Source organism: Nostoc sp. LPT, assembly GCF_017115165.1.
GTDB lineage: Bacteria > Cyanobacteriota > Cyanobacteriia > Cyanobacteriales > Nostocaceae > Nostoc.
The window spans coordinates 1-20715 of the sequence record NZ_JABXKF010000069.1; the positions used below are offsets into that span (position 1 = coordinate 1).

Here is a 20715-nt window from a genome sequence, read left to right on the forward strand (position 1 = left end):
AAAATCGCTACACTCCACTATTTCTCATGCTTCCGCCTCCTTGTCACCCCTTCAGAGTGTTCGCTTTAATTTCTTATCTAATATTCGTGATGAAAATATTAGGAATGCTTTAAAAGAACGACCCACTACAGCATCTCTTCTAGCCAGTGAAGAATATATACCTGTTTTAACAGAGACTTCTTCGGCGTTGAGTACCAATGGAACAGCGTTCAACAACGACTTCACCATTGGGACATATAGTATTCCACAATATTGCATCCAAGAGCCAAGCGTCTTCCCAATTAGCTCCTTCCAAGTTAGCACCACTCAAGTTAACAGCGACCATCTTAGCGCCTCTCAAGTCAGTACTTCTCAAGTCGGTGTCCCTCAAGTCAGCATGGTTCATTTCAGTGAGAAAGAGATTGGCACCACTCAAGTTAGCACCCCAGAAATTGACGTAATTCTAATTAGCCCGTTCCAAGTCAGCACCCCTCAAGTTAGCGTAACTCAAGATAGCTCTACCCAGTTCAATGTCGCGCAAATCAGATCCTTCGAGTTTGGCACGATGGATAACTACGTCGTAAAACTTTCTCTCCCCACTGGCATAACGTTGGAGCAATTCCTCAACCTTAATTACCCTGGTAGGATCGCTATAAATACTCCCATCTGGCATAGTGGTATTACAGAAAAGGGTTCCTTCTCGAATAATGGAACTCCAGTTAGCTCCCAGCAAGTTGGCATCAGTCAGGTTAGCGCGACTCAGGTCAACTCCAGTCAAATCAGCACCCCTCAAGTCAGCAAAACTCAGGTCGGTTTCAGCCAAATTAGCACCCCTCAAATTAGCACCATTCAAGTTAGCCCGCCTCAAGTTGGAATACTTGATGTCAGTTCCTTGCATACAGGCATTGCTCAGGTCGGCTCCAGTGAAATCAATGCGATATTCGGTAATCCCACTCAGATTAACACCCTTGAAAATGGCATCCTTAAAGAAAAGTCTTTTGCTGCCATTGAAAATCCCAGCTTCTCTCAAATCAGCGCTGCTAAAGTCTCGCTCCCCAGAGGCATATCGCTGGATCAATTCTTCGCCATCCATAATTTAACTCTCGCATCAAGCAACACATATAAAATAGATTGTATATACAACGTTAGTAATGACTGATAAAAGCAGAAATCCTGATGTCCTAAAGCAAAGTGGTGACTCTTCGACTAACTCCAGAGATTAAAGCGGAGCTTGATACCCTTGCCTAGAGTACACGGCGTAGTCAGTCCTAGTTGGCAGCAGAGGCGATCAGTCTGTGTGTGGAACAAGAAAGCTGGCAAATTCAGATGCTTGAATAAGCGGTAAAAGTTGCTGATAGTCTACACAAGCTAAATGAAATAAATAATAAACAATCCTAGTTATAAAATCAACAGATGACTGCAATTATTGATCTAAAAACATTATATAAATCCAATTACCTGCAATGGTTAGAGGAGACTATTAAATGTCTCAAAAATCGACAATTAGCAGACGTTGACTATGAAAACTTAATAGAAGAATTGGAAGATTTGGCTAAAAATGAAAAAAGACGAGTAAGAAGTTTATTGGAACAGATTATTAAAGATTTATTACTTTATCAATATTGGGATATAGAAAAGCCAAGAAATGCTAATCATTGGGCTGCGGAAATTATTAGTTTTCGGAACCAAGTAAATGAAGATTTAAGTGCCAATTTACGCAATTATTTAGAGGAAAATTTCAGCATAATTTATAGCAATGCCTTAGATTATGTTAAAACTAAAACAAATTTAACCAATTTACCTGAATTATGTCCTTATACCTTAGAGCAAATTTTAGATAAAAATTGGTTGCCTTAATCTTAAATTTTGATTTTTTACATAAAACATATTCATATTTTAACTCAGCAACACCATAAAATTAAGTCGCTGAATTATCCATTAAAGACCATCCTAAACTGGTTGGCTGTTCATAAACCCGCTTTAAAGTATTCACATCTCTAACAGAAATAGGCGACGGTTGACGAACTTGAGAAAAGTATAAAGCATCAGTTTGTAGCGGACTATGACCCCAAATTCCCAGCGCATGACCGAATTCATGGCGGGCTGCTGCAATGAGATACTCACCTGTTTGAGTAGGACTTAGCAAGATGGTGAAGCGGTGGGATAAAACTTTGTTGCTGGTGTATAACTCGTAAGTAGTTTGTGCCGATCGCGCACGGGGTATATTACTAACAGGGGAAATTTGTAGAGGTGGCGCTTTTCGCACAATCGTAATATTAGCACTTTCTGGCTGTTCGACTACTATTAAAGGTAAATAAGTACTCCATTCCTGTACACCTTCCAAGACACCATTAACCCATGCTTGAGCTTGTTTTTCACTGATGGCTTTTGGTGGTTCTACGTAAACGCTAATGGGAAATTGTGACCAAATTAAATAACCTACTTGGGTTGTTGTGACTTGAGAGAAGTAGTCACCACTGTTAGTGCTATCTTGCCACTGTGCAAGTTTGGGCGGTAAGGGATGGGATTTTAGGGGAGATGGTGGAGGGAAAGAGATTATTAAGTCTGAATATCCATATTTTGATGTTATTGTAAACCCATTACTCGACTGAAGATTAATAAAAACGATTAACAGCCCTGTGCCAATAAATAAAGCAAGAGCTGTAATTAACCGTCGTGAAATTAAATTTATTAGGGTGTTAAATATCGGGTGTTGGGTTCTTTTCCCCATTTACCTATCCTTATTTAGGCAACCAACCAGCACTTAAAACTACTGTCAAACCGAGAAAAATTACTGTTAATGCCCAAGTAATTCGGTTTAAGGTATTTTCTGCGCTTTTGGTACTGCTAAATAGCTGGGCTTGTCCGCCAATCGCCCCAATGCCATCACCTTTAGGGCTATGCAGTAAAACTAAGATAATCAAACCAGTAGCGGAAAATGCCCAAATGCCTTGCACGATATTAGTAACTGTCATGGTAGGAATCTCATTTATAAAAAGTTTCAAAAAACAGAATTTAGGAGTTAGGAGTTTTTAGTGAACTCCTAACTCAGGACTCAGCAATCTTTTACAGTCCTACTTGCACGGGGGTGCGAGTACGTTGCAACTCGTATTCTGCTGTTTTCAGTAGCGATCGCCCGGTCATTTCTGGTGGCTGAGGCAGCTGTAAAATCTCTAGAATTGTGGGGGCGATGTCGGATAGCTTACCATCGCTTCGCAGTTCGACATTTGTACCATATCCAGGGATTTTGACTTTCTCTCCTTCCACCAAGATGAAGGGGACTGGATTAGTCGTGTGGGCTGTCCAGGGATTACCCCCTTCATCTAGCATATACTCAGCGTTGCCGTGGTCGGCAGTAATAATTGTTGTACCGCCGGCTTTGATCACGCTTTCTAACAAGCGTGCCAAACAGCGATCGACTGTTTCGATTGCTGTAATGGTAGCGTCGATTTGACCAGTATGCCCTACCATGTCTGGGTTGGCATAGTTAATTACAACTAGGGAATACGTACCCTTTTGAATCGCCGCGCTCGCTACATTTGTAACTGCTGCTGCTGACATCGCTGGGGCGTGATCGTAAGTCGCTACCATTGGGCTGCTTACTAGTTCCCGATCTTCTCCGGGAAAAGGTTCTTCTAGACCCCCATTAAAGAAATAGGTGACGTGGGCGTATTTCTCTGTTTCGGCGGTGCGGAACTGCTTCAAACTGTGATTGGCTATTACTTCTCCCAGAATGTTACTGAGATTCTGAGGCTCAAAGGCTACAGCCACGGGTAAGTCTGGATCATACTGCGTAAAGGTGACAAAGGACAACGGTGTGATTTGCTGTCTTTCAAAACCTTTAAACGTAGGACTGACCAAAGCTTGAGTCAGTTGTCTGGAGCGATCGGGGCGGAAGTTGAAAAATATCACCCCATCCCCTGGTTGTATTGCGCCGGGAGCAATTCGGATTGGGTTGACAAATTCATCTTTTATCCCCAGGTCGTAAGATGCTTGCAAGACTTCCACAGCCTTGAGACCATTACCAACACTATCTTGTATCATCATGTCGTAGGCGCGTTTGACCCGATCCCAGCGGTGATCGCGATCCATCGCGTAGTAGCGACCGCTGAGGGTAACTATGCGCCCAATTCCTATGCGGTCTATATAATCTTGTAGCAGCGCGATTGTTCTTACACCGTCAGTTGGGGCGGTGTCACGACCATCGGTGATGGCGTGAATACAAACTTCTGGAATTCGCTGGTTTTTGGCTAAGTCAAGTAGTCCGAATAGATGGGTAATATGCGAATGTACCCCTCCCTCAGAACAAAGCCCGACTAGATGCAGCTTGCTATTCCGAGAACGAACTTCCTGGCAAATTTTGACAAGTGCTGGGTTTAAGGCAATAGAACCGTCTTCGACTGCATCAGAGATGCGTACAAGTTCTTGCGGTACCACTCGCCCAGCACCAATGTTCAAATGACCAACTTCCGAGTTGCCCATTTGACCTTCTGGCAACCCTACGGCTTTTCCTGATGTGTGGATGAGGGTATGCGGGTAAGCTGCCCATAAAGTGTCTACGATGGGAGTTTTCGCAGCAATAATGGCGTTTCCTCGCGTTTGGTCGCAGTAGCCCCATCCGTCTAAAATGACTAGCACCACAGGAGCAACAGGTGCTTTGGTCATAGTAAAATTGCCCTTTACTTTTTGTAATACCCGAATGATACCACTGCTAATCCACGCTGCAAGTGAATTTTTGCTTATTAACTTCTTTTATGAAGGACTTGCAGTCTTTTGAAATATTTTTTTAATTTTAGTAATTTTCCTGTGATGTTTTTAAACGCTAATAAGGAGTTGTTACTTAGTAGTAGCATTTTCGGCGCTACTACTAAGTCCTTTTCTAGTTTATCATTTCCTTTTCGTGGAAGCTTTAGCAGCTTTAGCAGCTTTTTTCGCTGCTTTTTCGGCTTCTATTGCAGCTAACTTTGCCTGTTCTTTTTCTTCGGCAATTTTCTGGAGATAGTAATGATAATCTCCTAAATATACCCGGAATTCTCCATCACGAATTTCGACGATTTTATTTGCTACTTGAGAAATAAAGTAGCGGTCATGAGAGACTACAATTGCCGTGCCATCATAGTTTTGTAGCGCCTCTTCCAGCATTTCTTTCGCTGGAATATCTAGGTGGTTTGTCGGCTCATCTAAAATTAGTAAGTTTGCGGGACGTAAGAGCATTTTTGCCAACGCTAGACGAGCTTTTTCTCCTCCACTTAATGCCCCAACTGCCTTAAATACTGTGTCACCAGTAAATAAGAAGCGTCCTAAAAGCGTGCGGACTTCTTGATTATCCCAGTCGGGAACTTCATCATGGATAGTTTCCATGACAGTTTTCTTCAAGTCTAAGGCTTCAGCTTGATTTTGCTCGAAGTAACCGGGAATAACGTTATGATCGCCTAATTTAACGCTACCTTCTGTGGGTGGTTCCATACCCATAATTACGCGCAGAAGGGTAGATTTTCCAGCACCGTTGGGGCCAAGGAATGCAATGCGATCGCCTCTTTCAATCAGGAGATTTGCTGCCAAAAACAAGATTTTATCACCATAAAGATGAGTTAAATCTTGAATTTCTACGACCTCGCGTCCGCTGCGAGGCGCAGGCGGAAACCGGAAGTGTAGAGTTCTTACCCCAGCAATAGGTGCTTCAATGCGCTCGATTTTTTCGAGTTGCTTTTCCCGGCTTTTTGCTTGAGTACTGCGAGTAGCACTGGCGCGGAATCTATCAACAAAGGTTTGCTGTTTCTCTAATTCTTTCTGTTGGCGTTCGTAAGCACTCAGTTGTGCTGATTGACTTTCAGCTTTTTGTGACAAATATGCCGAGTAGTTACCAAGGTAGGTACTGGAAACGCCACGTTCAGTTTCCACAATTTGGGTGCAGAGGCGGTCAAGGAACTCCCGGTCATGGGAGACTATTACCATCGGCGTAACTAGCCCTCTGAGGTAATTTTCCAACCACTCAATGGTTTCTAAATCCAGGTGGTTAGTCGGTTCATCCAGCAGCAACAAGTCGGGTTTTTGCAGGAGAATTTTACCCAAACTCATTCGCATTTGCCAACCACCACTGAAGGCACTGACAAGGCGATCGCCATCTTCTAGCCCAAACCCCATCTCTGGTAAAATTTTCCCGATGCGTGCATCTAAGTTGTAGCCATCCAAGGCTTCAAATTTGCGCTGCAAGCGATCCAACTTGTCGATCAGCCGATCCAGTTCCTCTGTGGTAGCCGTTTCCATCTCTTGTGGTATGTGCGCCAGAGATAGCTGTACTTCGTTGGCTTCTTTGAAGACAGTCCAAAATTCTTCTCTAACGGTGCGGGTGGGGTCTACTTCAAACTCTTGGTTGAGGTAGGCTATATGTAAGCTATTAGGACGGATAATTTCGCCGGCGGTGGGTTCAATTTCACCAGAGATGATTTTGAGTTGGGTAGATTTTCCAGCACCGTTGACACCGACTAAGCCAATGCGATCGCCTGGTTTAACTTCCCAGTTGATATCTTTGAGAACTTCGCCTGTGGGATAAATTTTACTTATATGTTCTAGTCGCAGCATTAAGTTTCTCTCAGGTAGGGAGTGGGTGGTTGAGGACGAAGTACTAACACCGCCTCTAATATTAACAAAAATTAACTATAAATTCGTCGCGATCAAGTTGGGAAGCCGCAAACCAAATTTGGCTTGAGCCACGGATAAAATTTACCACATCCATCTCAAGGCTGGCTTTGTGTTACTTGTCTAATTTCTTCGACACTTAAATCTAAGGCTTCTGCTACTTGCTCTACAGTCAACCCTGCTGCCAACATTGCTGGGACTGCTTTTAGTTTCCCTTTAACCTCACCTCTAACTTCACCTTGTTTAACACCTTCCTGAAAGGCTTCCTGATAAAATCTGGTTTGCTTTAACTCGCTTAAGCCAAACATTTGCTCCATCTCCTCCCTACTCATTGTGGGAAACTTGTAAGCCAAAATATATAAAATTGCTTTTATAGGTACTATTGGTCAAGGAAAGACAACAGCTATTTGCCATCTTTTTAACTTAATAAGCGACTTCAATGTTTCCAAAACTATTGCTAATAAGTCTAGAAACGTAATCGAAACCAAAGAGTTGCTATCAACCGGAGGAGGTAGAACTACTATATGTGAAGTAATTATCAAAGCTGCGGAAAAAACTTACATAGAGATAGAGCCTTATTCAGTTGATGAGATGGAAAATCTTATTTTTGAATTCTGCGACTATATTGCAGATAAATATAAAGACAATCCTCAAGCAGATCAGAAGATAATTATTTCTAAAGAAGTTGAAAGAGCTATTAGGAATATTACAGAAATGAAGTCACGGTATCAAACAATTTCTGAGGTTGATAAAAAGAAAACTGAAATAGATGTAGCTCAGGAAGAATTTGAAAAATTAGGATTAGATGAATTCAAAAAACTTGCTTTGAATAATGCAAGACTAGAATCTAGAACTACGAATAAGATTGAATTTGATAATAAAAAGAAGGAACAAGAATGGGTAAAAAATACTTTCGCTGCTATTAATAATGTTGAGTTTAAGGAGTTCGCTATCCCCAGAAAAATATATCTTTATGTGAGCTATGATGTTTTATCTGGATCAAACTTGTCTCAGTTCGATTCCGTTGTTGATACTAAAGGACTTGATGAAAATCCAATTCGTAAAGACTTACAGAAATATATTGAGAATCAGGATACTATCTGTCTCTTTGTAACTTCCTTTAATGCTGCTCCTGAAGTTAATATTAGTAAATTAATAGGTTATCATCTTGCATCTAAATCTAAAGATTTTCATCATAGATTTATAACTTTGGTATTACCTAAAAAAAATGAACCTGAAAAAGTGAATGAATGTGACGGAGATTATGATATAGGAATTCAAATCAGAAAAAAAGAAATTCACTCTACATTTAGGAATTCAAATTTAGAATTTTTCCCAGAAAATATTTTGTTCTATGATGCTTTGAGGTACTACCGTGATGATATAGTCAAGCTTAATACTGATATTTACAGTAAAGAAGATGTACAGGCAGATAAAGATGATTTTATCAAAGCTGTAGCCGATGTAGTAGAACGTAGGCAAAATATTTTATTAGATGAAATAAAAAATATCCGAGAAAGCTTTACGAGAATAAAAAATGGTGATGCTTTGACAGGATCAGAAATCAAGGCGATTGAAAATGCTATTCAGAAAATAAAAGATTTAGAGGATTTGAGTAAAAGAGTACAAAGTTTTCTTTATCAAGACAAAGGTCGAGATAAAGGTTTTGTTACTAAATATGTTGAATACTATCATAATGTTTATCCAGCATGGAATACTAAACACGCTATTCATAGCAACTTTGGTTACTATAAACTAAGGAATATAGATATCTATTACGATATAGAGAGTTTTTGCTGAGGGAATAGATGAAGATGAAATGTTGAAGAAGTTTACTAAACAACCAAAACAGGAATTAGAAAATATTCTAAATGACTTGACATTTGCAAATGAATCTTTAAAAACATTTATCCCTGAATTAGTTATACAATTTAACTCATTGTATGACGAGTTTATAAGTAAAGTAGGAAAAGAGATTCAAAAGAAAGCTGAAAAGAAACTGTCACCTCGAAGCGAAGATTCTAAATTCTGGGAGGCTCTGATTAAGGAAAAAGGTAAGGTAAGACCTCCAGGTGAAACCTATACAGATAATGTATGTCAGACCTTGAAGCGTGAACTTGAAAAGGAGCAAAGCTTAAATACATTTTTAGAGACTCAAGCAGTAAAGTATTGGAAAAAATTAGTTGTTAAAATATTAAGCTTTTTTGGAGAAATATAGATAAAAATAAATTTTAAATTGCATGATAAACACAAAGGGACGTATCAAAATTGCGTCCCTACAATCATTTTTAACTAAATTCTTGCTTAATTATGACTAGCTTAAATGAAGAAATATCTATAAAACTAAATATATATAAGAGAAACTATGCAGAATACACAAAGTGTTTGATTAGAGGAAGGGAAATTGTTATTGATGGAAGACCAGAAGAAAAAGTTAGACAACTTTTTATCTACTTTTTAGTAAATAAAAGTGGTTTATTTGCGAATGAAATTGATATCAAAGTTGAATCTAATAATCATGATATAGAATTATATAGAACTGTCAAAAATAAAAATTTTAACCCCTATCAACCTCCTTTGATGATTGTGGAAGTGAAGCGAGAAGAAGAAGATTTACAGAATCATGAGAAGCAGATTGAAAGATACCTAAAAAAATCTTGTTCAGAAATAGGTGTTTTATATAATTATCATGAAATTATCGCATATACAAAGAAAGACAAAGTATTTACAAGTAATTATCTAAATAATATTGAGGATATACCACCTTTAATCTTACAAAGTTCTAATATATTAGAGAAGGACATCCTAGAATTTGAAAAAGCTGTTAATGGAAGTTTTAAGAGCTTTATTCATTTTATTAATAAATATGGTAAGTATAAACTGAATACAATAATTTTTAGACTTAAAGGTGAACAATTACCTATATCAGGCACTTTCTTTGAATTTCAAGATAATAAGGTAAACTATCTTAAAAATGGTAAAAATTGGCAAAGCTTTAATTACCAAGATTTTGAAAGGTTAATTTCTATTACTTATTGACAAATATAACGCGTCTTCAAATAACAAATGAACGTCATAAAAATAGCAGAAATTATCCTTCCCACTCTTGACGAGTATCGCACAGAAAATTGTCTGCAATCGCATCATCAAATAAATAAGGGCAATGCTCTGGAAAAGTTCGTAATGGTAAGTTAGTTTCTCGTAGCGCCAAATCCACTCCCGCTTCAAAGCCATCTAACAAGGCTTCTTCGATTCGAGACTTTAAACTGGGGTTCTGTCGCAGATGCCTATGGATGGCACGGCGCTGTTCTCGAATTGTTAAAAACCAACTGCGAGAGCGTTGTTCGGGTTGATACTCCCACTTCAAGAGATGACCGAGTAATACACTCAGACGACTCACGAGTTCCCGATACTCCTGTCTCCCCAAAGCTTGAATTTCTTCTTGCAGGTGTTGCCAGTCTAGTTCCATAACTAGCTTCTGCTCTAATGCTTTAGCCTGCTGCTGTGTCCAGCCATAGAAGTCTTGTTCATACAAAAAAGGTTTGTCCATAGAGTTAAATCTTGCCAGCAACGACCACGAGCTAGTTTGATAATTTAAATTCAATCCTAAACAAATATTCAACTTGCTTTAGCTTCATCCCCGGATGCTTCAGCCACAGCAGCCAATCTATCTGCCGCAGCTTGCACAATTTGAGCCACTTGACTCAGAGGCATATACTTGATTTGTCTAAGAATCAGGCTCAAATCTGAGTTTTCTGGTAGTGGCTTGCCATTTAAGTAGCCGAGTAACTGCTCTAAGGTGTAACCGGCTCTTGCTGCAATTTTTGCCAAGTTTTCAGTATCTGGAACGCTGTCACCTCTTTCCCACGACTGAACAGCGGTAGTAGAAACTCCCAAAAGCTTACCAAAGGCTCTCTGACTCATGGAGCCACGAGTTGTTTTGACGATTTCTACCAGTTTCTCTCTACCTTCTGTATTCACGGCTTGGTAGTTACTCAACTGTATTTACAAGTTTACTTATACGTTTATTAGTTTGTATGAATTTATCTAACGTTCTAATTTGTGAATATAGACTAACTACCCCTGTTAGTCATATATTTAATATGTAACTGTAAGAAAGCAGGAACTGCTAACCCACTAATTTTTAGCTTAAAAGACTTCGTTTGCTAAGGCAAGGAAGCTAGTAAGGGCATTACTGCCAATCAATATACGAAGACGGTGCATCATGTTTCACAAGCCACGCAAACTTAATCAATATCGCCACAAAGGTAAAAACCTTATAGCCACTAATAAAATTAAACCAGAACAGTGGCACATTTCGGAGGCTGAAGCGAAAGAAGCCCTGAAAGCTAAAGGCTATGACGTGAAGCAGATCAAGAAAATCCATCGCCTGAAACATCAGGTATGTATTTCTTACTGGGATGCAAAAGGTAACGTATGCAGCAGCTTTTTTAGCTACCGGATTTTTGCGCGTTGGCAAGAAGAAGCAGAAAAGTTAATTTATACCTGCCAAACCCTGAAGGAATGGGCAAAGCTAAATTACGTTATGAAGTACGAATTTGCCTATTACCATTATCCCAGTGAAATGGAAGATGCACTTCACGAAATATTAGAAAACCACTTATGTGTGTTAAAAGCAACTGCACAAAAAGTGGTTTTACAGGATATTTAACTACAAAAATTAGTTAGCGGCAGAAGTCGCTAACTCCGCGAGACGTTCTTGCTGGTCTAGAGATATGCAAGATTGGATAAGCGTCTCTAAATCACCCTCCAGAACAGGGTTAAGGGAATAATTTTGACCTAACCGATGATCGGTAGCGCGGTTATCTTTATAATTATAGGTGCGAATTTTTTCCGATCGCGATCCAGTACCAACTTGCGATCGCCGCATGGAAGTTACAGCCTCTTGTTGTTCGCTTAACTTGATTTCATACAACTTCGCCCGCAGAATTTGCATTGCCCGTTCCTTATTTTGCAACTGGCTGCGTTCTTCTGTACAGAAAATGCGTATTCCCGTTGGTTTGTGCATCAAGTCAACGGCTGTTTCCACCTTGTTAACGTTTTGTCCACCAGCACCGCCAGAACGAGCTGTGGTCATTTCAATATCTTTCGGGTCAATATGAATTTCCACATCATCCACCTCTGGCATAATCGCCACGGTAGCTGTGGAAGTATGAACCCGTCCCCCAGATTCAGTTGCCGGTACGCGCTGCACGCGATGCACTCCAGCTTCAAACTTTAACTGGCTGTAAACGTCATTACCTTTAATTTCGAGAATGACCTCTTTCCAGCCACCCATTTCTCCACGAGATTCGCTCACTAGAGAAACTTTCCAACCTTGAGTCTGGGCATAGCGGGTGTACATCTGCATCAAATCACCAGCCCAAATACTTGCTTCATCGCCACCAGTACCTGCGCGAATTTCCAACATGATATTCTTTTCATCATTGGGGTCGCGTGGTAGCAGTAAGACTTTCAAGCGAGACTCTAAGTTTTCTATTTTTTCCTCAAGTTCCTTTACTTCCAGTGCCGCCATTTCTTGCAACTCTGGGTCACTGGCAGATTCTTTGTAAACCTGACGCGCTCCGGTCAAGTCTTCTTGGGCTGCTTTCCAAATTTCATAAGTATCCACTACCTCTTCCAAAGAAGAACGAGACTTAGCAATTTCTTGATACTCATCAGGATTGCTAGCGGTATCGGGGTCGCCAAGACGACGTGTTAATTCATTAAAGGTTTGTTCAACGGATTTTAGTTTGTCCAGTAAGTATGATTCAGCCATGACGAGTGCGATCGCTCCTTAAAAAAATAACAAATTGGCTCGAGCATATAAATGAAAATCGACCCAGCTGATGCAGGGCCGTCGTTAACAGCAGAGCCAACCCGCTACTTTTTGTTTTGATCGTCGCCAGATGTTTGAGTGCTGCTCATGCCGTACTTGCGGAGGAAGCGCTCTACTCGACCCTCAGTGTCAATAATCTTCTGAGTACCAGTGTAAAATGGGTGATTTCCAGACCAAACATCTACGTGCAATTCTGGCTTGGTAGAGCCAATGGTCATAACAACTTGACCGTTGCAGTAAACTTTAGCATCTGGATACCACTTGGGGTGAATATCAGCTTTAGCCATTGTTCCTTTTGTGATGAATCTATATCAATTATAACTTTCAGCCTTCAATTGGGGCTAGGGATTGGGGACTGGGGACTAGGAATTAGGGACTGGGAAAGAGATAAAAAACGGACTTTTCTTAATACCCAATACCCAATACCCAGTACCCAGTCCCTAATCGCTTAACGCTTAGAGTACTGAGGCGCTTTCCGAGCTTTATGTAAACCATATTTCTTCCGCTCTTTTGCTCTGGGATCGCGAGTCAAATAACCTTCGGTTTTCAAAGGTGGGCGGTTGTCTGGGTCTAGTTGGCACAAAGCACGAGCAACGCCCAAGCGAACAGAATCAGCCTGTCCGGTCAAGCCGCCGCCTTCTGCTTTTACCAAAATGTCATATTCGTTTTCTAATCCCAGAGTTTCTAGGGGTGCTTTGATGACTCCCAAGTAGTTGGGGTTGAATTGGAAATACAAGGTTCCATCTTTACCGTTCACAATCAGTTGACCGGTGCCTGGAACCAAGCGCACCCTTGCTACTGCGTTCTTACGACGACCAGTACCCCAGTATACGGCGCGACCGCTATTAGCATCTGCTACTACCATTAATTTTCTTCTCCAGGAATTGTACTAACTTGTAGTTCTTTAGGTTTTTGAGCATCATGGGGATGCGTAGGCCCCGCGTAAACTTTCAGCTTGGTGAACAACCGCTTCCCGAGGCTATTTTTAGGTAGCATACCTTTAACAGCTTGTTCTAAAATCCGCTCTGGTATGCGCTCTTGCAGTTTAGCGAAAGTTTCCGTTTTCATCCCACCGGGGCGACCAGAATGACGGCGGTAAAGCTTTTGAGTGCGCTTTTTGCCTGTGACTGCTACTTTCTCGGCATTGATGACGATTACGAAGTCACCTGTATCTAGATGGGGTGTATATTCGGGTTTCTTTTTGCCTCTCAATACCTGAGCGATTTCGCTAGCGAGGCGACCGAGACGTTTATCAGTGGCATCTACTATGTACCACTCACGCTCAAGGGATGCTTGAGAAGGAAGGTATGTTTTAACTGTTGTCATTTATTTGTCCTTTGTCATTTTTAATTTGTCATTAGTCATTTGTCCTTTGTCCTTTGTCAGTTGTCCTTTAGTTATTCACTAATGACCATTGTAAAGACGCGATTAATCGCGTCTCTACTGACCAATGACTAATGACTCTTGACTAGTGACGAACTTTGGCAAGGTGTCGTACCAAATCTCTTTTGGAAAGGGAAAATCGGGATAGCCGACTCGCAACAAGCATAAGCCTTGAGGCGGTGCGGCATATTTCACTTCTTCCCGGCGTTGTTCTTTCCAGAGTTGCGTGAAGCTAGAAAGTGTTCGTTGTCCAGAACCTACTTGTACTAGCATCCCTACCAACAGCCGTACCATGCCATACAAAAATCCATCTGCCTGTATTTCAATATGGATAAATGGCCCACTGCGACGACACTCTGCTGCTTGCACCTCTACCCAGGAATGCGATCGCTTTGAGCCTGCACGGTGAAAGGCAGCTAAGTGATGCTTTCCCAAGAGAGGTTTCAAGGCAGCTTGGATTAAAGATTCATCCAGGGGTGCATAATAATAATGCCAACTGAAAGGTCTTACAAACAAGTTAAGTCGATCTTCAGTATATATTGTGTAGCGATACCGTCGATAGACTGCACTAAAGCGAGCGTGCCAACGGTTATCGACACTAGCTGAAGCCCTGATTAATATATCTGGCGGCAGATAGCTGTTGAGGATTGTTGCCCACTTGTGAGGCGGAATTAAACCTGTAGCTTCAAAATGGGCTACTTGAGCAGCAGCATGAACTCCCGAATCGGTTCGCCCAGCACCGTGTAATGTTACATGATGCCCAAGAATAGTAGCGATCGCAATTTCGATTTCTTCTTGGACTGTCCGGTGGTTTTTTTGCCGTTGCCAGCCATGAAAATGAGTGCCCAGGTATTGGATTACCAAGGCTACTCGATGAGTTTGTGTAGGCTGGTGGCTTTCTAACATACAGATTTTGTCCTTTGTCATTTGTCCTTTGTCATTTGTCCTTTGTTATTCACTAATGACCAATGACTAATGACTAATGACCAATAACCAATGACCAATGACTTAAACCAATTCAATTATTGCCATTTTTGCATTATCACCCCGACGCGGTACGGTACGCAGGATGCGGGTATAACCGCCCTGGCGATCGCCATATCGAGTTGGAGCTTGCTCAAATAGAGCGTGAACCAGTTGTTTGTCGAAGATATAGCCAAGAGCTTCCCGACGTGCTGCCAAGGAGCCATTTTTAGCTAGGGTAATCATTTTTTCCACTTCACTTCGTAGAACTTTCGCTCTAATGAAAGTGGTGGTGATCTTACCATGACGGATCAGCTCGGTGGCGAGCGATCGCAGTAAAGCACGGCGTTGATCGGCTGGTTTACTGAGTTTTTTGACGCGACAACGGTGACGCATAATTATGCACTATGAATTATGAACGGTTTTTCTTAAGGGTGTTTAGAGCCTCTTTCCATTGGCAGGGTGATGCCCAAGCGTCGCTGCAAAGCTTCCACGACTTCTTCTGCTGACTTCTGCCCAAAGTTCTTAATTTCTAAGAGGTCTTCTTGGGTATAATCCAACAAATCTGCCACAGAGTTAACTTGTGCCCGTTTGAGACAGTTATATGCCCGCACAGAAAGTTGCAACTCTTCGATGGGTATCTGGGCAGTTGGGTCGTCTGGAATATCCGAACCTGTGTCTGTTGGTTCTAGAGAGATATCCTTCAACGGGTTGAATAAATCTACCAATATCGCAGCGGCCGAAGATAGTGCTTCCTGGGGGGAAATACTGCCATTTGTCCAAACTTCCAACAGTAGTCGATCTTTTGGAATCAAGCCTTCCCCACGAGATTCTTCAACACTGTAGTTGACTTTTCGCACCGGCATAAATATCGAGTCGATTTGGAGAAAATCTAACGATGTGGCTTCCTCACGTCCTCGCTCTACGGTGCGATAGCCTTTGCCTTTCTCGATCCGAAATTCCATTTCCAGCTTTCCACCCTCGGCGATGGTGGCTACATACTGGGTAGGATCGATGACTTCTACTTCACTGGGTAAATCAAAATGTGCCGCAGTGATTGTTGCTGGGCCGCTAACGAGTAATCTACCAATCTGAGGCTGCGAAGAATAGTTTTTTAGGATAACTTCCTTCATTCTCATGAGGATTTCCAGTACATCTTCCCGCACGCCTGGAACTGTGGCGAACTCGTGTGAAACGCCCGCAATCCGCACCGCTGTAACTGCTGTACCTTCTAGGTTAGACAGTAAAACCCGCCGCAGTGCGTTGCCAACAGTTGTTCCTTGACCACGCTCTAGAGGTTCCAGAACAAATTTACTGTAATGGTTCCGACTTTCTTCGGTATTCGACTCTACACATTCAATTTGAAACTGCGCCACGGATGAGCCTCCCTTTTTCTAAGGTGCTGCTAGCAGACAAATCAATTGCCTCCCGAATTGAATTTATGTCCTGTAGATTATAGGTATATCAAACTTTTACTATATAATTACGGTATAGTTTGACACTCCCATTTAGCTTGCAGGCGCTAATAATATTTTGGGTAGCCCGAAGCTTAACAGCTTTTCCAGCGGGAAAATCTGACGTGCTTCTGGTCGCCCAAGCTTTGAATCAATGACAGTTTGCACGTTAGACGCTCAAGCGGTCATTGCTGGCTGTAACTTTCCGTCCTCACTGCCCAAGTCTTGGTATTTAAACTCGACGGCGCTTGGGTGGACGACAACCATTGTGAGGAATCGGGGTAATATCCCGAATCAGTGTAATTTCCAGTCCTGCTCCTTGGAGTGCCCGAATAGCAGTTTCTCTACCTGCTCCTGGACCACTGACCATTACCTCGATTTGGCGCATTCCTTGATCTATAGCTCGGCGAGCTGCACTTTCAGCTGCGGTTTGCGCTGCAAAGGGAGTCCCCTTTTTTGCTCCCTTAAAACCGCTAGAACCAGCGCTAGCCCAGGAGATGACATCTCCATTTTGATCGGTAATGGTGACAATGCTATTGTTGAAAGTAGACTGGATGTAGGCCATTCCACTGGGTACATTCCGTTTCTGCTTCTTGCTCCCGGTTTTTTTAGTTGGTTGTCTCGCCATACTTGTTTAGTTGATTTAAGGTAAAACTTGCTCGGATTAGCAATTGCAAAATTATTTCCCTGGAGCCTTCTTCTTCCCAGCCACTGTCTGCCTTCTGCCTCTACGGGTTCTGGCATTGGTGCGAGTTCTTTGGCCTCTGACTGGTAAGCCCATGCGATGACGACGACCTCTGTAGGTACCAATGTCAACTAAGCGCTTGATGTTCAAAGACTCCAAGCGCCGCAAGTCGCCTTCAACTTGATAGTTGGTTTCTATTTCCCCTCGTAGGGCTGTCACATCGGCATCACTTAAGTCCTTAACGCGAGTGTCTGGGTTCACACCAGTAGCCGCTATAATTTCTTGAGAACGTGATAAACCAATTCCGTAGATGTAAGTCAGACCGATCTCGACGCGCTTATCGCGTGGAAGGTCTACTCCGGCAATACGTGCCACAATGAACTCTCCCTATTGTTCTCGCAATTACTGTTGGTTAGAAAAACGTGATTAATCCCGTCTTTTCGTTTTAATGATGATATGCGTGTTACAACTCTGTTGGTAAGAGTGTTATCCTTGACGTTGCTTGTGCTTGGGGTTCACGCAAATTACCATGACGCGACCACGACGTTTGATCACGTTACACTTTTCACAAATTTTCTTGACTGAGGCTCTAACTTTCATGCCTTTTATTTTTTGACTCCAAATATAAGATTATAGCATTTCTAGGGAAATTAATCCAGTTAAATGACTAGTAACACAGTCAAAAAAATGGTTTTATGGTAAAATTATTTACATATACTTACTTCTTTCGTAGTCGATAGGTAATTCTGCCTTTGGTCAAGTCGTAGGGGGTTAACTCCACCTTGACGCGATCGCCGGGCAAAATCTTGATATAATTTCGGCGAATCTTGCCGGAAATGTGTGCTAGCACGTTAAAGCCATTGTCCAAGTCAACGCGAAACATCGCATTGGGCAAGGACTCTGTAACCGTGCCTTCCATTTCAATCAAATCTTGCTTAGACAATTTGTTTTTTCCTCAACTCAACAATTTCGTGTTCAGTTGCAGCGCTTCATCTGCAAAAAAACACATTTTAAGAAATATATCAACACTTTATTAATATATCTTAGCTAAAATTGATCTTTTTCTTGGGAGGAGGCATTGGGCATGGGGGAGGCAGTGCGGTCAACTCCTGCGGGGAGACGCCAAGGGCGATGGGGTTTCCCCAAGTGGAGCAACTGCCGTCATGGGGCATTGGGGAAAGAATTACTGTAGCTCCTCCCCTGCTCCCTCATCACCCTCATCACCCTCATCCTCCTCATCTCCTCTCATCCCCCCATCCTCAGCGATTACCTTTTGCAGTTCACTAGTGACATCTTCTTGGGACTGATTGCCATTGACTGTTAGGAGTTTTTTGCGATCGCCGTAATAATCAATTAAAGGTGCTGTTTCAGCGCGGTATACTTCTAAACGACGACGAATCACCTCTTCGGTATCATCTTTTCGTCCTCTAGCAAGCAAACGCGCGATCACAATTTCATCTGGTGCATCTAAATTGACTACCCTTTCGCCACCTTGATGTATTGCTTCCAGTAACTTCTCCAAAAAAGCTGCTTGGGTCACTTTTCGGGGAAAGCCATCAAGAATCCAACCATTTTTGGCATCTGGTTGATTGAAGCGTTCCTGTACCAAGTCCTGCACTAGCTGGTCGGGTACTAACTCGCCGCTATCAACATAACTTTGAGCCTTAATTCCTAAAGGAGTTTGCTCTTTCATGGCTTGTCTTAATATTTCACCAGTAGAAATATGCGGAATATTCAAGTGTTCAGCCAAGGTTTGAGCTTGTGTTCCTTTACCCGCTCCAGGTGGCCCCAAGAAGATTAATCGCGTCACTATTATTTCACCATTCCTTCATAGCGCTGAGAGATTACATAAGTTTGGACTTGTTTGGCTGTCTCAATTGCCACACCAACTAAAATTAACAAAGAGGTCGCACCTATTCCCTGGAAAGTTTTCACATTCAAAGCACTTTCCACGGCGGTGGGGATAATAGCAACGAAGCCCAAAAAGATCGCACCCAAAAAGGTTAGTCGATTGGACACGCGTTCGATATACTCGCTAGTTGCTTTGCCGGGACGAATCCCAGGAATACTAGAACCCATTTTCTTCAAGTTTTGCGCTACGTCTACTGGGTTGAGAATCAACGAAGAATAAAAGTAGCTGAAGAAAATGATGGAAATCATGTAGACCAAAGCATAGACCCAGGAGCTAGAACCGCCTGGACTCAAATAAGTGTTAACTATATTCGCCAATTCGGCATTTTTAGTAAAATTGGCGATCAGCAGTGGCAAGCTGAGGATGGCAGCAGCAAAAATAATTGGCATTACGCCGCCTTGATTTAACCGCAAGGGCAGATAGCTACGTTGCTCTGCTAAAACTCGCCGACCTACTTGGCGACGAGCCGAAATAATTGGGATGCGGCGCATTCCTTCTTGGACAATCACAATACCAACAATTGTCGCTAGGAAAACTAAGATCAGCACGATCACCCGACCCACTGTTTCCCGACCGCCGACTTGTACCAAGTCGATGGTATCGCCTAAAGCTTTTGGTAATGAGGCAACAATGTTGACAAAAATCAACAATGATGCTCCGTTGCCAATGCCCCTTTCTGTAATCAGTTCTGATGCCCACATGACGAACATTGAACCAGCAGTCAGAGCGATCGCAGTTTCAGCTACAAAGATTGGCCCTGGCTTTACGGCGAATTGCTGGAGGAATAATGCCGAAAAAGCTGTACTTTGAAGAATTGCCCAACCTAAAGTCACATAGCGGGTAATTTGCGATATTTTTCGCCGACCGGCTTCCCCTTCATTTTTCTGTAAATTTTCTAAAGATGGAATCGCCGCAGTCAGCAATTGGATGATAATAGACGCATTAATGAAGGGCAAAATCCCTAAAGCAAAGACTCCCAAAGTCGAAAGTCCTCGCCCGGAAAATATATCCAATAAGCCAAATATGGAATTACTGCCCGATATGGCTTCGGCAAATCTCGGTCTATCAATCCCTGGTACCGGTAAGAAGATACCCAGGCGAACCAAAATCAAAATACCGACAGTGACAAGCAGCCTACCTCTGAGGCCAGCTGCCTGTGCCATCTGCATAAAAGTTTCTTGAGCCGTTGGGGCTTTATCTCGACTGATCATAGAGTGCTACCTTTATAGTGAACCAAGCACTGGCAGCGAGTTGGCTTGCATTTAAGTGCGCTGTTCCGGCTCACTCATAAGACTTCACAACTACCACCAGCTGCCTCAATTTTGCTACGAGCTGAACTTGTAAAAGCTGCCGCTTGTACTTTGAGCGGAATGCTCAATTCCCCGTTACCTAAAATTTTCAATGGCCCTTTGACAGCAGTCAGGATACCTGCGGCTTTCAATGAGGTCAAAGTTACTTCCGTATTCGCGGGAAGGGAGGCTAGCTTCTCTACATTAATCGTAGTGTAAATCTTCTGATTAACAATCGGAAAGCCCTTCAGCTTAGGTAAGCGGCGGTACAATGGCTGTTGACCACCTTCAAAACCTGGTCGAGTCCCACTACCAGAACGAGATTTTTGACCCCGCATACCTAGACCGGCACTAGCACCTTGACCAGCAGAAATACCTCTGGCTACACGGCGCTTGCGTTTTTTTGAGCCTTTTTGCGGCTTAACATCATGGAGTCTCATAAGTTATCAAGTTCTCATTTGTCGTTTGTCATTTGTGAGCCAGTGCGGTCTTCTCCCAAAGGGAGAGGCTAGCGCCAAGGGGGTCTCCCCCATGAGTAACTGGAGTTAGCGAAGCGGTAGCGACGTAGGAGC

General features: G+C 42.4%; 26 protein-coding genes and 2 pseudogenes. 5 read left to right on the top strand and 23 right to left on the bottom strand.

Translation table 11 applies throughout. The features are described 5' to 3' along the window. Positions 1 to 166: 166 nt before the first annotated feature. Together HWQ58_RS15615 and HWQ58_RS15620 are read right to left on the bottom strand one after the other, a co-directional pair. Positions 167 to 424: pseudogene (locus tag HWQ58_RS15615) on the bottom strand (pentapeptide repeat-containing protein); the annotation flags it as partial. 18 nt (positions 425 to 442) lie between these two features. Further along, the gene (locus HWQ58_RS15620) at positions 443 to 1072 is read right to left on the bottom strand and encodes a pentapeptide repeat-containing protein (protein ID WP_292864072.1); all 630 of its coding nucleotides are present in this window, start codon (positions 1070 to 1072) and stop codon (positions 443 to 445) included. Between the two features lie 320 nt (positions 1073 to 1392). Here HWQ58_RS15620 and HWQ58_RS15625 point away from each other — a divergent pair, with 320 nt between their 5' ends. Then, entirely contained in the window at positions 1393 to 1836 is a 444-nt protein-coding gene (locus HWQ58_RS15625; RefSeq protein WP_292864075.1) for a DUF29 domain-containing protein, read from the top strand. A gap of 61 nt (positions 1837 to 1897) precedes the next feature. Here HWQ58_RS15625 and HWQ58_RS15630 read toward each other — a convergent pair whose 3' ends face one another. The 5 genes from HWQ58_RS15630 to HWQ58_RS15650 all read right to left on the bottom strand — a co-directional run bounded on the left by HWQ58_RS15630 (position 1898) and on the right by HWQ58_RS15650 (position 6926). Beyond that, positions 1898 to 2710, bottom strand: coding sequence for a peptidase (locus tag HWQ58_RS15630; protein WP_292864078.1), 813 nt, complete (start codon positions 2708 to 2710; stop codon positions 1898 to 1900). Between the two features lie 10 nt (positions 2711 to 2720). Further along, entirely contained in the window at positions 2721 to 2954 is a 234-nt protein-coding gene (gene secG / locus HWQ58_RS15635; RefSeq protein WP_094328436.1) for a preprotein translocase subunit SecG, read from the bottom strand. Positions 2955 to 3045: 91 nt separating this feature from the next. After that, positions 3046 to 4644: a 2,3-bisphosphoglycerate-independent phosphoglycerate mutase gene (gene gpmI / locus HWQ58_RS15640; protein ID WP_292864083.1), complete on the bottom strand. Its 1599-nt coding sequence runs from the start codon at positions 4642 to 4644 to the stop codon at positions 3046 to 3048. A 222-nt stretch (positions 4645 to 4866) separates the two neighbouring features. Further along, complete coding sequence (locus HWQ58_RS15645; protein ID WP_292864086.1) at positions 4867 to 6561, bottom strand: ABC-F family ATP-binding cassette domain-containing protein; 1695 nt, start codon at positions 6559 to 6561, stop codon at positions 4867 to 4869. 155 nt (positions 6562 to 6716) lie between these two features. Continuing rightward, positions 6717 to 6926 (bottom strand): Rpn family recombination-promoting nuclease/putative transposase, encoded by a 210-nt coding sequence (locus tag HWQ58_RS15650; protein WP_366838030.1) that lies wholly within the window; start codon positions 6924 to 6926, stop codon positions 6717 to 6719. 184 nt (positions 6927 to 7110) lie between these two features. On the opposite strand from HWQ58_RS15650, the gene HWQ58_RS15655 reads away from it, so the two are divergent. From HWQ58_RS15655 to HWQ58_RS15665, 3 genes are all read left to right on the top strand, one after another. After that, on the top strand, positions 7111 to 8418 hold the full coding sequence (locus HWQ58_RS15655; RefSeq protein ID WP_292864089.1) for a hypothetical protein: 1308 nt from the start codon (positions 7111 to 7113) through the stop codon (positions 8416 to 8418). 19 nt (positions 8419 to 8437) lie between these two features. After that, the gene (locus HWQ58_RS15660) at positions 8438 to 8836 is read left to right on the top strand and encodes a hypothetical protein (protein WP_292864092.1); all 399 of its coding nucleotides are present in this window, start codon (positions 8438 to 8440) and stop codon (positions 8834 to 8836) included. 92 nt (positions 8837 to 8928) lie between these two features. Then, entirely contained in the window at positions 8929 to 9657 is a 729-nt protein-coding gene (locus HWQ58_RS15665) for a type I restriction enzyme HsdR N-terminal domain-containing protein (RefSeq protein ID WP_292864094.1), read from the top strand. 52 nt (positions 9658 to 9709) lie between these two features. Here HWQ58_RS15665 and HWQ58_RS15670 read toward each other — a convergent pair whose 3' ends face one another. Together HWQ58_RS15670 and HWQ58_RS15675 are read right to left on the bottom strand one after the other, a co-directional pair. After that, complete coding sequence (locus HWQ58_RS15670; RefSeq protein ID WP_292864096.1) at positions 9710 to 10168, bottom strand: DUF29 domain-containing protein; 459 nt, start codon at positions 10166 to 10168, stop codon at positions 9710 to 9712. Between the two features lie 68 nt (positions 10169 to 10236). Beyond that, entirely contained in the window at positions 10237 to 10599 is a 363-nt protein-coding gene (locus HWQ58_RS15675) for a helix-turn-helix transcriptional regulator (protein WP_229497738.1), read from the bottom strand. A 244-nt stretch (positions 10600 to 10843) separates the two neighbouring features. Between HWQ58_RS15675 and HWQ58_RS15680 the strand changes: the two genes are divergently transcribed. Then, positions 10844 to 11290: a hypothetical protein gene (locus HWQ58_RS15680; protein WP_292864099.1), complete on the top strand. Its 447-nt coding sequence runs from the start codon at positions 10844 to 10846 to the stop codon at positions 11288 to 11290. Positions 11291 to 11299: 9 nt separating this feature from the next. On the opposite strand, the gene prfA is transcribed toward HWQ58_RS15680, so the two are convergent. The 14 genes and pseudogenes from prfA to rplO form a co-directional block, all read right to left on the bottom strand. Then, positions 11300 to 12397: a peptide chain release factor 1 gene (prfA, locus tag HWQ58_RS15685; RefSeq protein WP_292864102.1), complete on the bottom strand. Its 1098-nt coding sequence runs from the start codon at positions 12395 to 12397 to the stop codon at positions 11300 to 11302. Positions 12398 to 12501: 104 nt separating this feature from the next. Beyond that, positions 12502 to 12744: a 50S ribosomal protein L31 gene (gene rpmE, locus HWQ58_RS15690; protein WP_109011936.1), complete on the bottom strand. Its 243-nt coding sequence runs from the start codon at positions 12742 to 12744 to the stop codon at positions 12502 to 12504. Between the two features lie 161 nt (positions 12745 to 12905). After that, entirely contained in the window at positions 12906 to 13322 is a 417-nt protein-coding gene (gene rpsI / locus HWQ58_RS15695; protein ID WP_104906415.1) for a 30S ribosomal protein S9, read from the bottom strand. Further along, positions 13322 to 13783, bottom strand: coding sequence for a 50S ribosomal protein L13 (gene rplM / locus HWQ58_RS15700; protein ID WP_292864104.1), 462 nt, complete (start codon positions 13781 to 13783; stop codon positions 13322 to 13324). Before rplM ends, rpsI begins: the two co-directional genes overlap by 1 nt. A gap of 114 nt (positions 13784 to 13897) precedes the next feature. Beyond that, positions 13898 to 14746 (bottom strand): tRNA pseudouridine(38-40) synthase TruA, encoded by an 849-nt coding sequence (gene truA, locus HWQ58_RS15705; RefSeq protein ID WP_292864153.1) that lies wholly within the window; start codon positions 14744 to 14746, stop codon positions 13898 to 13900. Positions 14747 to 14848: 102 nt separating this feature from the next. Next, entirely contained in the window at positions 14849 to 15199 is a 351-nt protein-coding gene (rplQ, locus tag HWQ58_RS15710; protein ID WP_292864106.1) for a 50S ribosomal protein L17, read from the bottom strand. 32 nt (positions 15200 to 15231) lie between these two features. After that, positions 15232 to 16179: a DNA-directed RNA polymerase subunit alpha gene (locus tag HWQ58_RS15715; protein WP_292864108.1), complete on the bottom strand. Its 948-nt coding sequence runs from the start codon at positions 16177 to 16179 to the stop codon at positions 15232 to 15234. 310 nt (positions 16180 to 16489) lie between these two features. Continuing rightward, complete coding sequence (gene rpsK / locus HWQ58_RS15720; RefSeq protein WP_069070761.1) at positions 16490 to 16885, bottom strand: 30S ribosomal protein S11; 396 nt, start codon at positions 16883 to 16885, stop codon at positions 16490 to 16492. A 51-nt stretch (positions 16886 to 16936) separates the two neighbouring features. After that, positions 16937 to 17317, bottom strand: coding sequence for a 30S ribosomal protein S13 (gene rpsM / locus HWQ58_RS15725; protein WP_104906411.1), 381 nt, complete (start codon positions 17315 to 17317; stop codon positions 16937 to 16939). A gap of 111 nt (positions 17318 to 17428) precedes the next feature. Next, positions 17429 to 17542: a 50S ribosomal protein L36 gene (gene rpmJ, locus HWQ58_RS15730; protein ID WP_015129703.1), complete on the bottom strand. Its 114-nt coding sequence runs from the start codon at positions 17540 to 17542 to the stop codon at positions 17429 to 17431. Between the two features lie 118 nt (positions 17543 to 17660). Then, positions 17661 to 17885 carry a translation initiation factor IF-1 gene (gene infA / locus HWQ58_RS15735; RefSeq protein WP_006276978.1) on the bottom strand — a complete coding sequence of 75 codons (225 nt, stop codon included), beginning with the start codon at positions 17883 to 17885 and terminating at the stop codon, positions 17661 to 17663. A 330-nt stretch (positions 17886 to 18215) separates the two neighbouring features. Further along, positions 18216 to 18752 (bottom strand): annotated as a pseudogene (locus HWQ58_RS15740) (adenylate kinase); the annotation flags it as partial. Positions 18753 to 18754: 2 nt separating this feature from the next. Beyond that, a complete protein-coding gene (gene secY, locus HWQ58_RS15745; RefSeq protein ID WP_292864113.1) occupies positions 18755 to 20065 on the bottom strand; it encodes a preprotein translocase subunit SecY in 1311 nt (436 codons plus the stop codon). A gap of 74 nt (positions 20066 to 20139) precedes the next feature. Continuing rightward, positions 20140 to 20583, bottom strand: a complete 444-nt coding sequence (gene rplO / locus HWQ58_RS15750) for a 50S ribosomal protein L15 (RefSeq protein WP_292864116.1) — start codon at positions 20581 to 20583, stop codon at positions 20140 to 20142. Between the last annotated feature and the right edge of the window lie 132 nt (positions 20584 to 20715).

Excerpts from the sequence above, each read along its gene's own strand:
- HWQ58_RS15620 (WP_292864072.1), bottom strand. The coding sequence starts at position 1,072 with ATGGATGGCGAAGAATTGATCCAGCGATATGCCTCTGGGGAGCGAGAC.
- HWQ58_RS15625 (WP_292864075.1), top strand. The coding sequence starts at position 1,393 with ATGACTGCAATTATTGATCTAAAAACATTATATAAATCCAATTACCTG.
- HWQ58_RS15630 (WP_292864078.1), bottom strand. The coding sequence starts at position 2,710 with ATGGGGAAAAGAACCCAACACCCGATATTTAACACCCTAATAAATTTA.
- secG (WP_094328436.1), bottom strand. The coding sequence starts at position 2,954 with ATGACAGTTACTAATATCGTGCAAGGCATTTGGGCATTTTCCGCTACT.
- gpmI (WP_292864083.1), bottom strand. The coding sequence starts at position 4,644 with ATGACCAAAGCACCTGTTGCTCCTGTGGTGCTAGTCATTTTAGACGGA.
- HWQ58_RS15645 (WP_292864086.1), bottom strand. The coding sequence starts at position 6,561 with ATGCTGCGACTAGAACATATAAGTAAAATTTATCCCACAGGCGAAGTT.
- HWQ58_RS15650 (WP_366838030.1), bottom strand. The coding sequence starts at position 6,926 with ATGTTTGGCTTAAGCGAGTTAAAGCAAACCAGATTTTATCAGGAAGCC.
- HWQ58_RS15660 (WP_292864092.1), top strand. The coding sequence starts at position 8,438 with ATGTTGAAGAAGTTTACTAAACAACCAAAACAGGAATTAGAAAATATT.
- HWQ58_RS15665 (WP_292864094.1), top strand. The coding sequence starts at position 8,929 with ATGACTAGCTTAAATGAAGAAATATCTATAAAACTAAATATATATAAG.
- HWQ58_RS15670 (WP_292864096.1), bottom strand. The coding sequence starts at position 10,168 with ATGGACAAACCTTTTTTGTATGAACAAGACTTCTATGGCTGGACACAG.
- HWQ58_RS15680 (WP_292864099.1), top strand. The coding sequence starts at position 10,844 with ATGTTTCACAAGCCACGCAAACTTAATCAATATCGCCACAAAGGTAAA.
- prfA (WP_292864102.1), bottom strand. The coding sequence starts at position 12,397 with ATGGCTGAATCATACTTACTGGACAAACTAAAATCCGTTGAACAAACC.
- rpmE (WP_109011936.1), bottom strand. The coding sequence starts at position 12,744 with ATGGCTAAAGCTGATATTCACCCCAAGTGGTATCCAGATGCTAAAGTT.
- rpsI (WP_104906415.1), bottom strand. The coding sequence starts at position 13,322 with ATGGTAGTAGCAGATGCTAATAGCGGTCGCGCCGTATACTGGGGTACT.
- rplM (WP_292864104.1), bottom strand. The coding sequence starts at position 13,783 with ATGACAACAGTTAAAACATACCTTCCTTCTCAAGCATCCCTTGAGCGT.
- truA (WP_292864153.1), bottom strand. The coding sequence starts at position 14,746 with ATGTTAGAAAGCCACCAGCCTACACAAACTCATCGAGTAGCCTTGGTA.
- rplQ (WP_292864106.1), bottom strand. The coding sequence starts at position 15,199 with ATGCGTCACCGTTGTCGCGTCAAAAAACTCAGTAAACCAGCCGATCAA.
- rpsK (WP_069070761.1), bottom strand. The coding sequence starts at position 16,885 with ATGGCGAGACAACCAACTAAAAAAACCGGGAGCAAGAAGCAGAAACGG.
- rpmJ (WP_015129703.1), bottom strand. The coding sequence starts at position 17,542 with ATGAAAGTTAGAGCCTCAGTCAAGAAAATTTGTGAAAAGTGTAACGTG.
- secY (WP_292864113.1), bottom strand. The coding sequence starts at position 20,065 with ATGATCAGTCGAGATAAAGCCCCAACGGCTCAAGAAACTTTTATGCAG.
- rplO (WP_292864116.1), bottom strand. The coding sequence starts at position 20,583 with ATGAGACTCCATGATGTTAAGCCGCAAAAAGGCTCAAAAAAACGCAAG.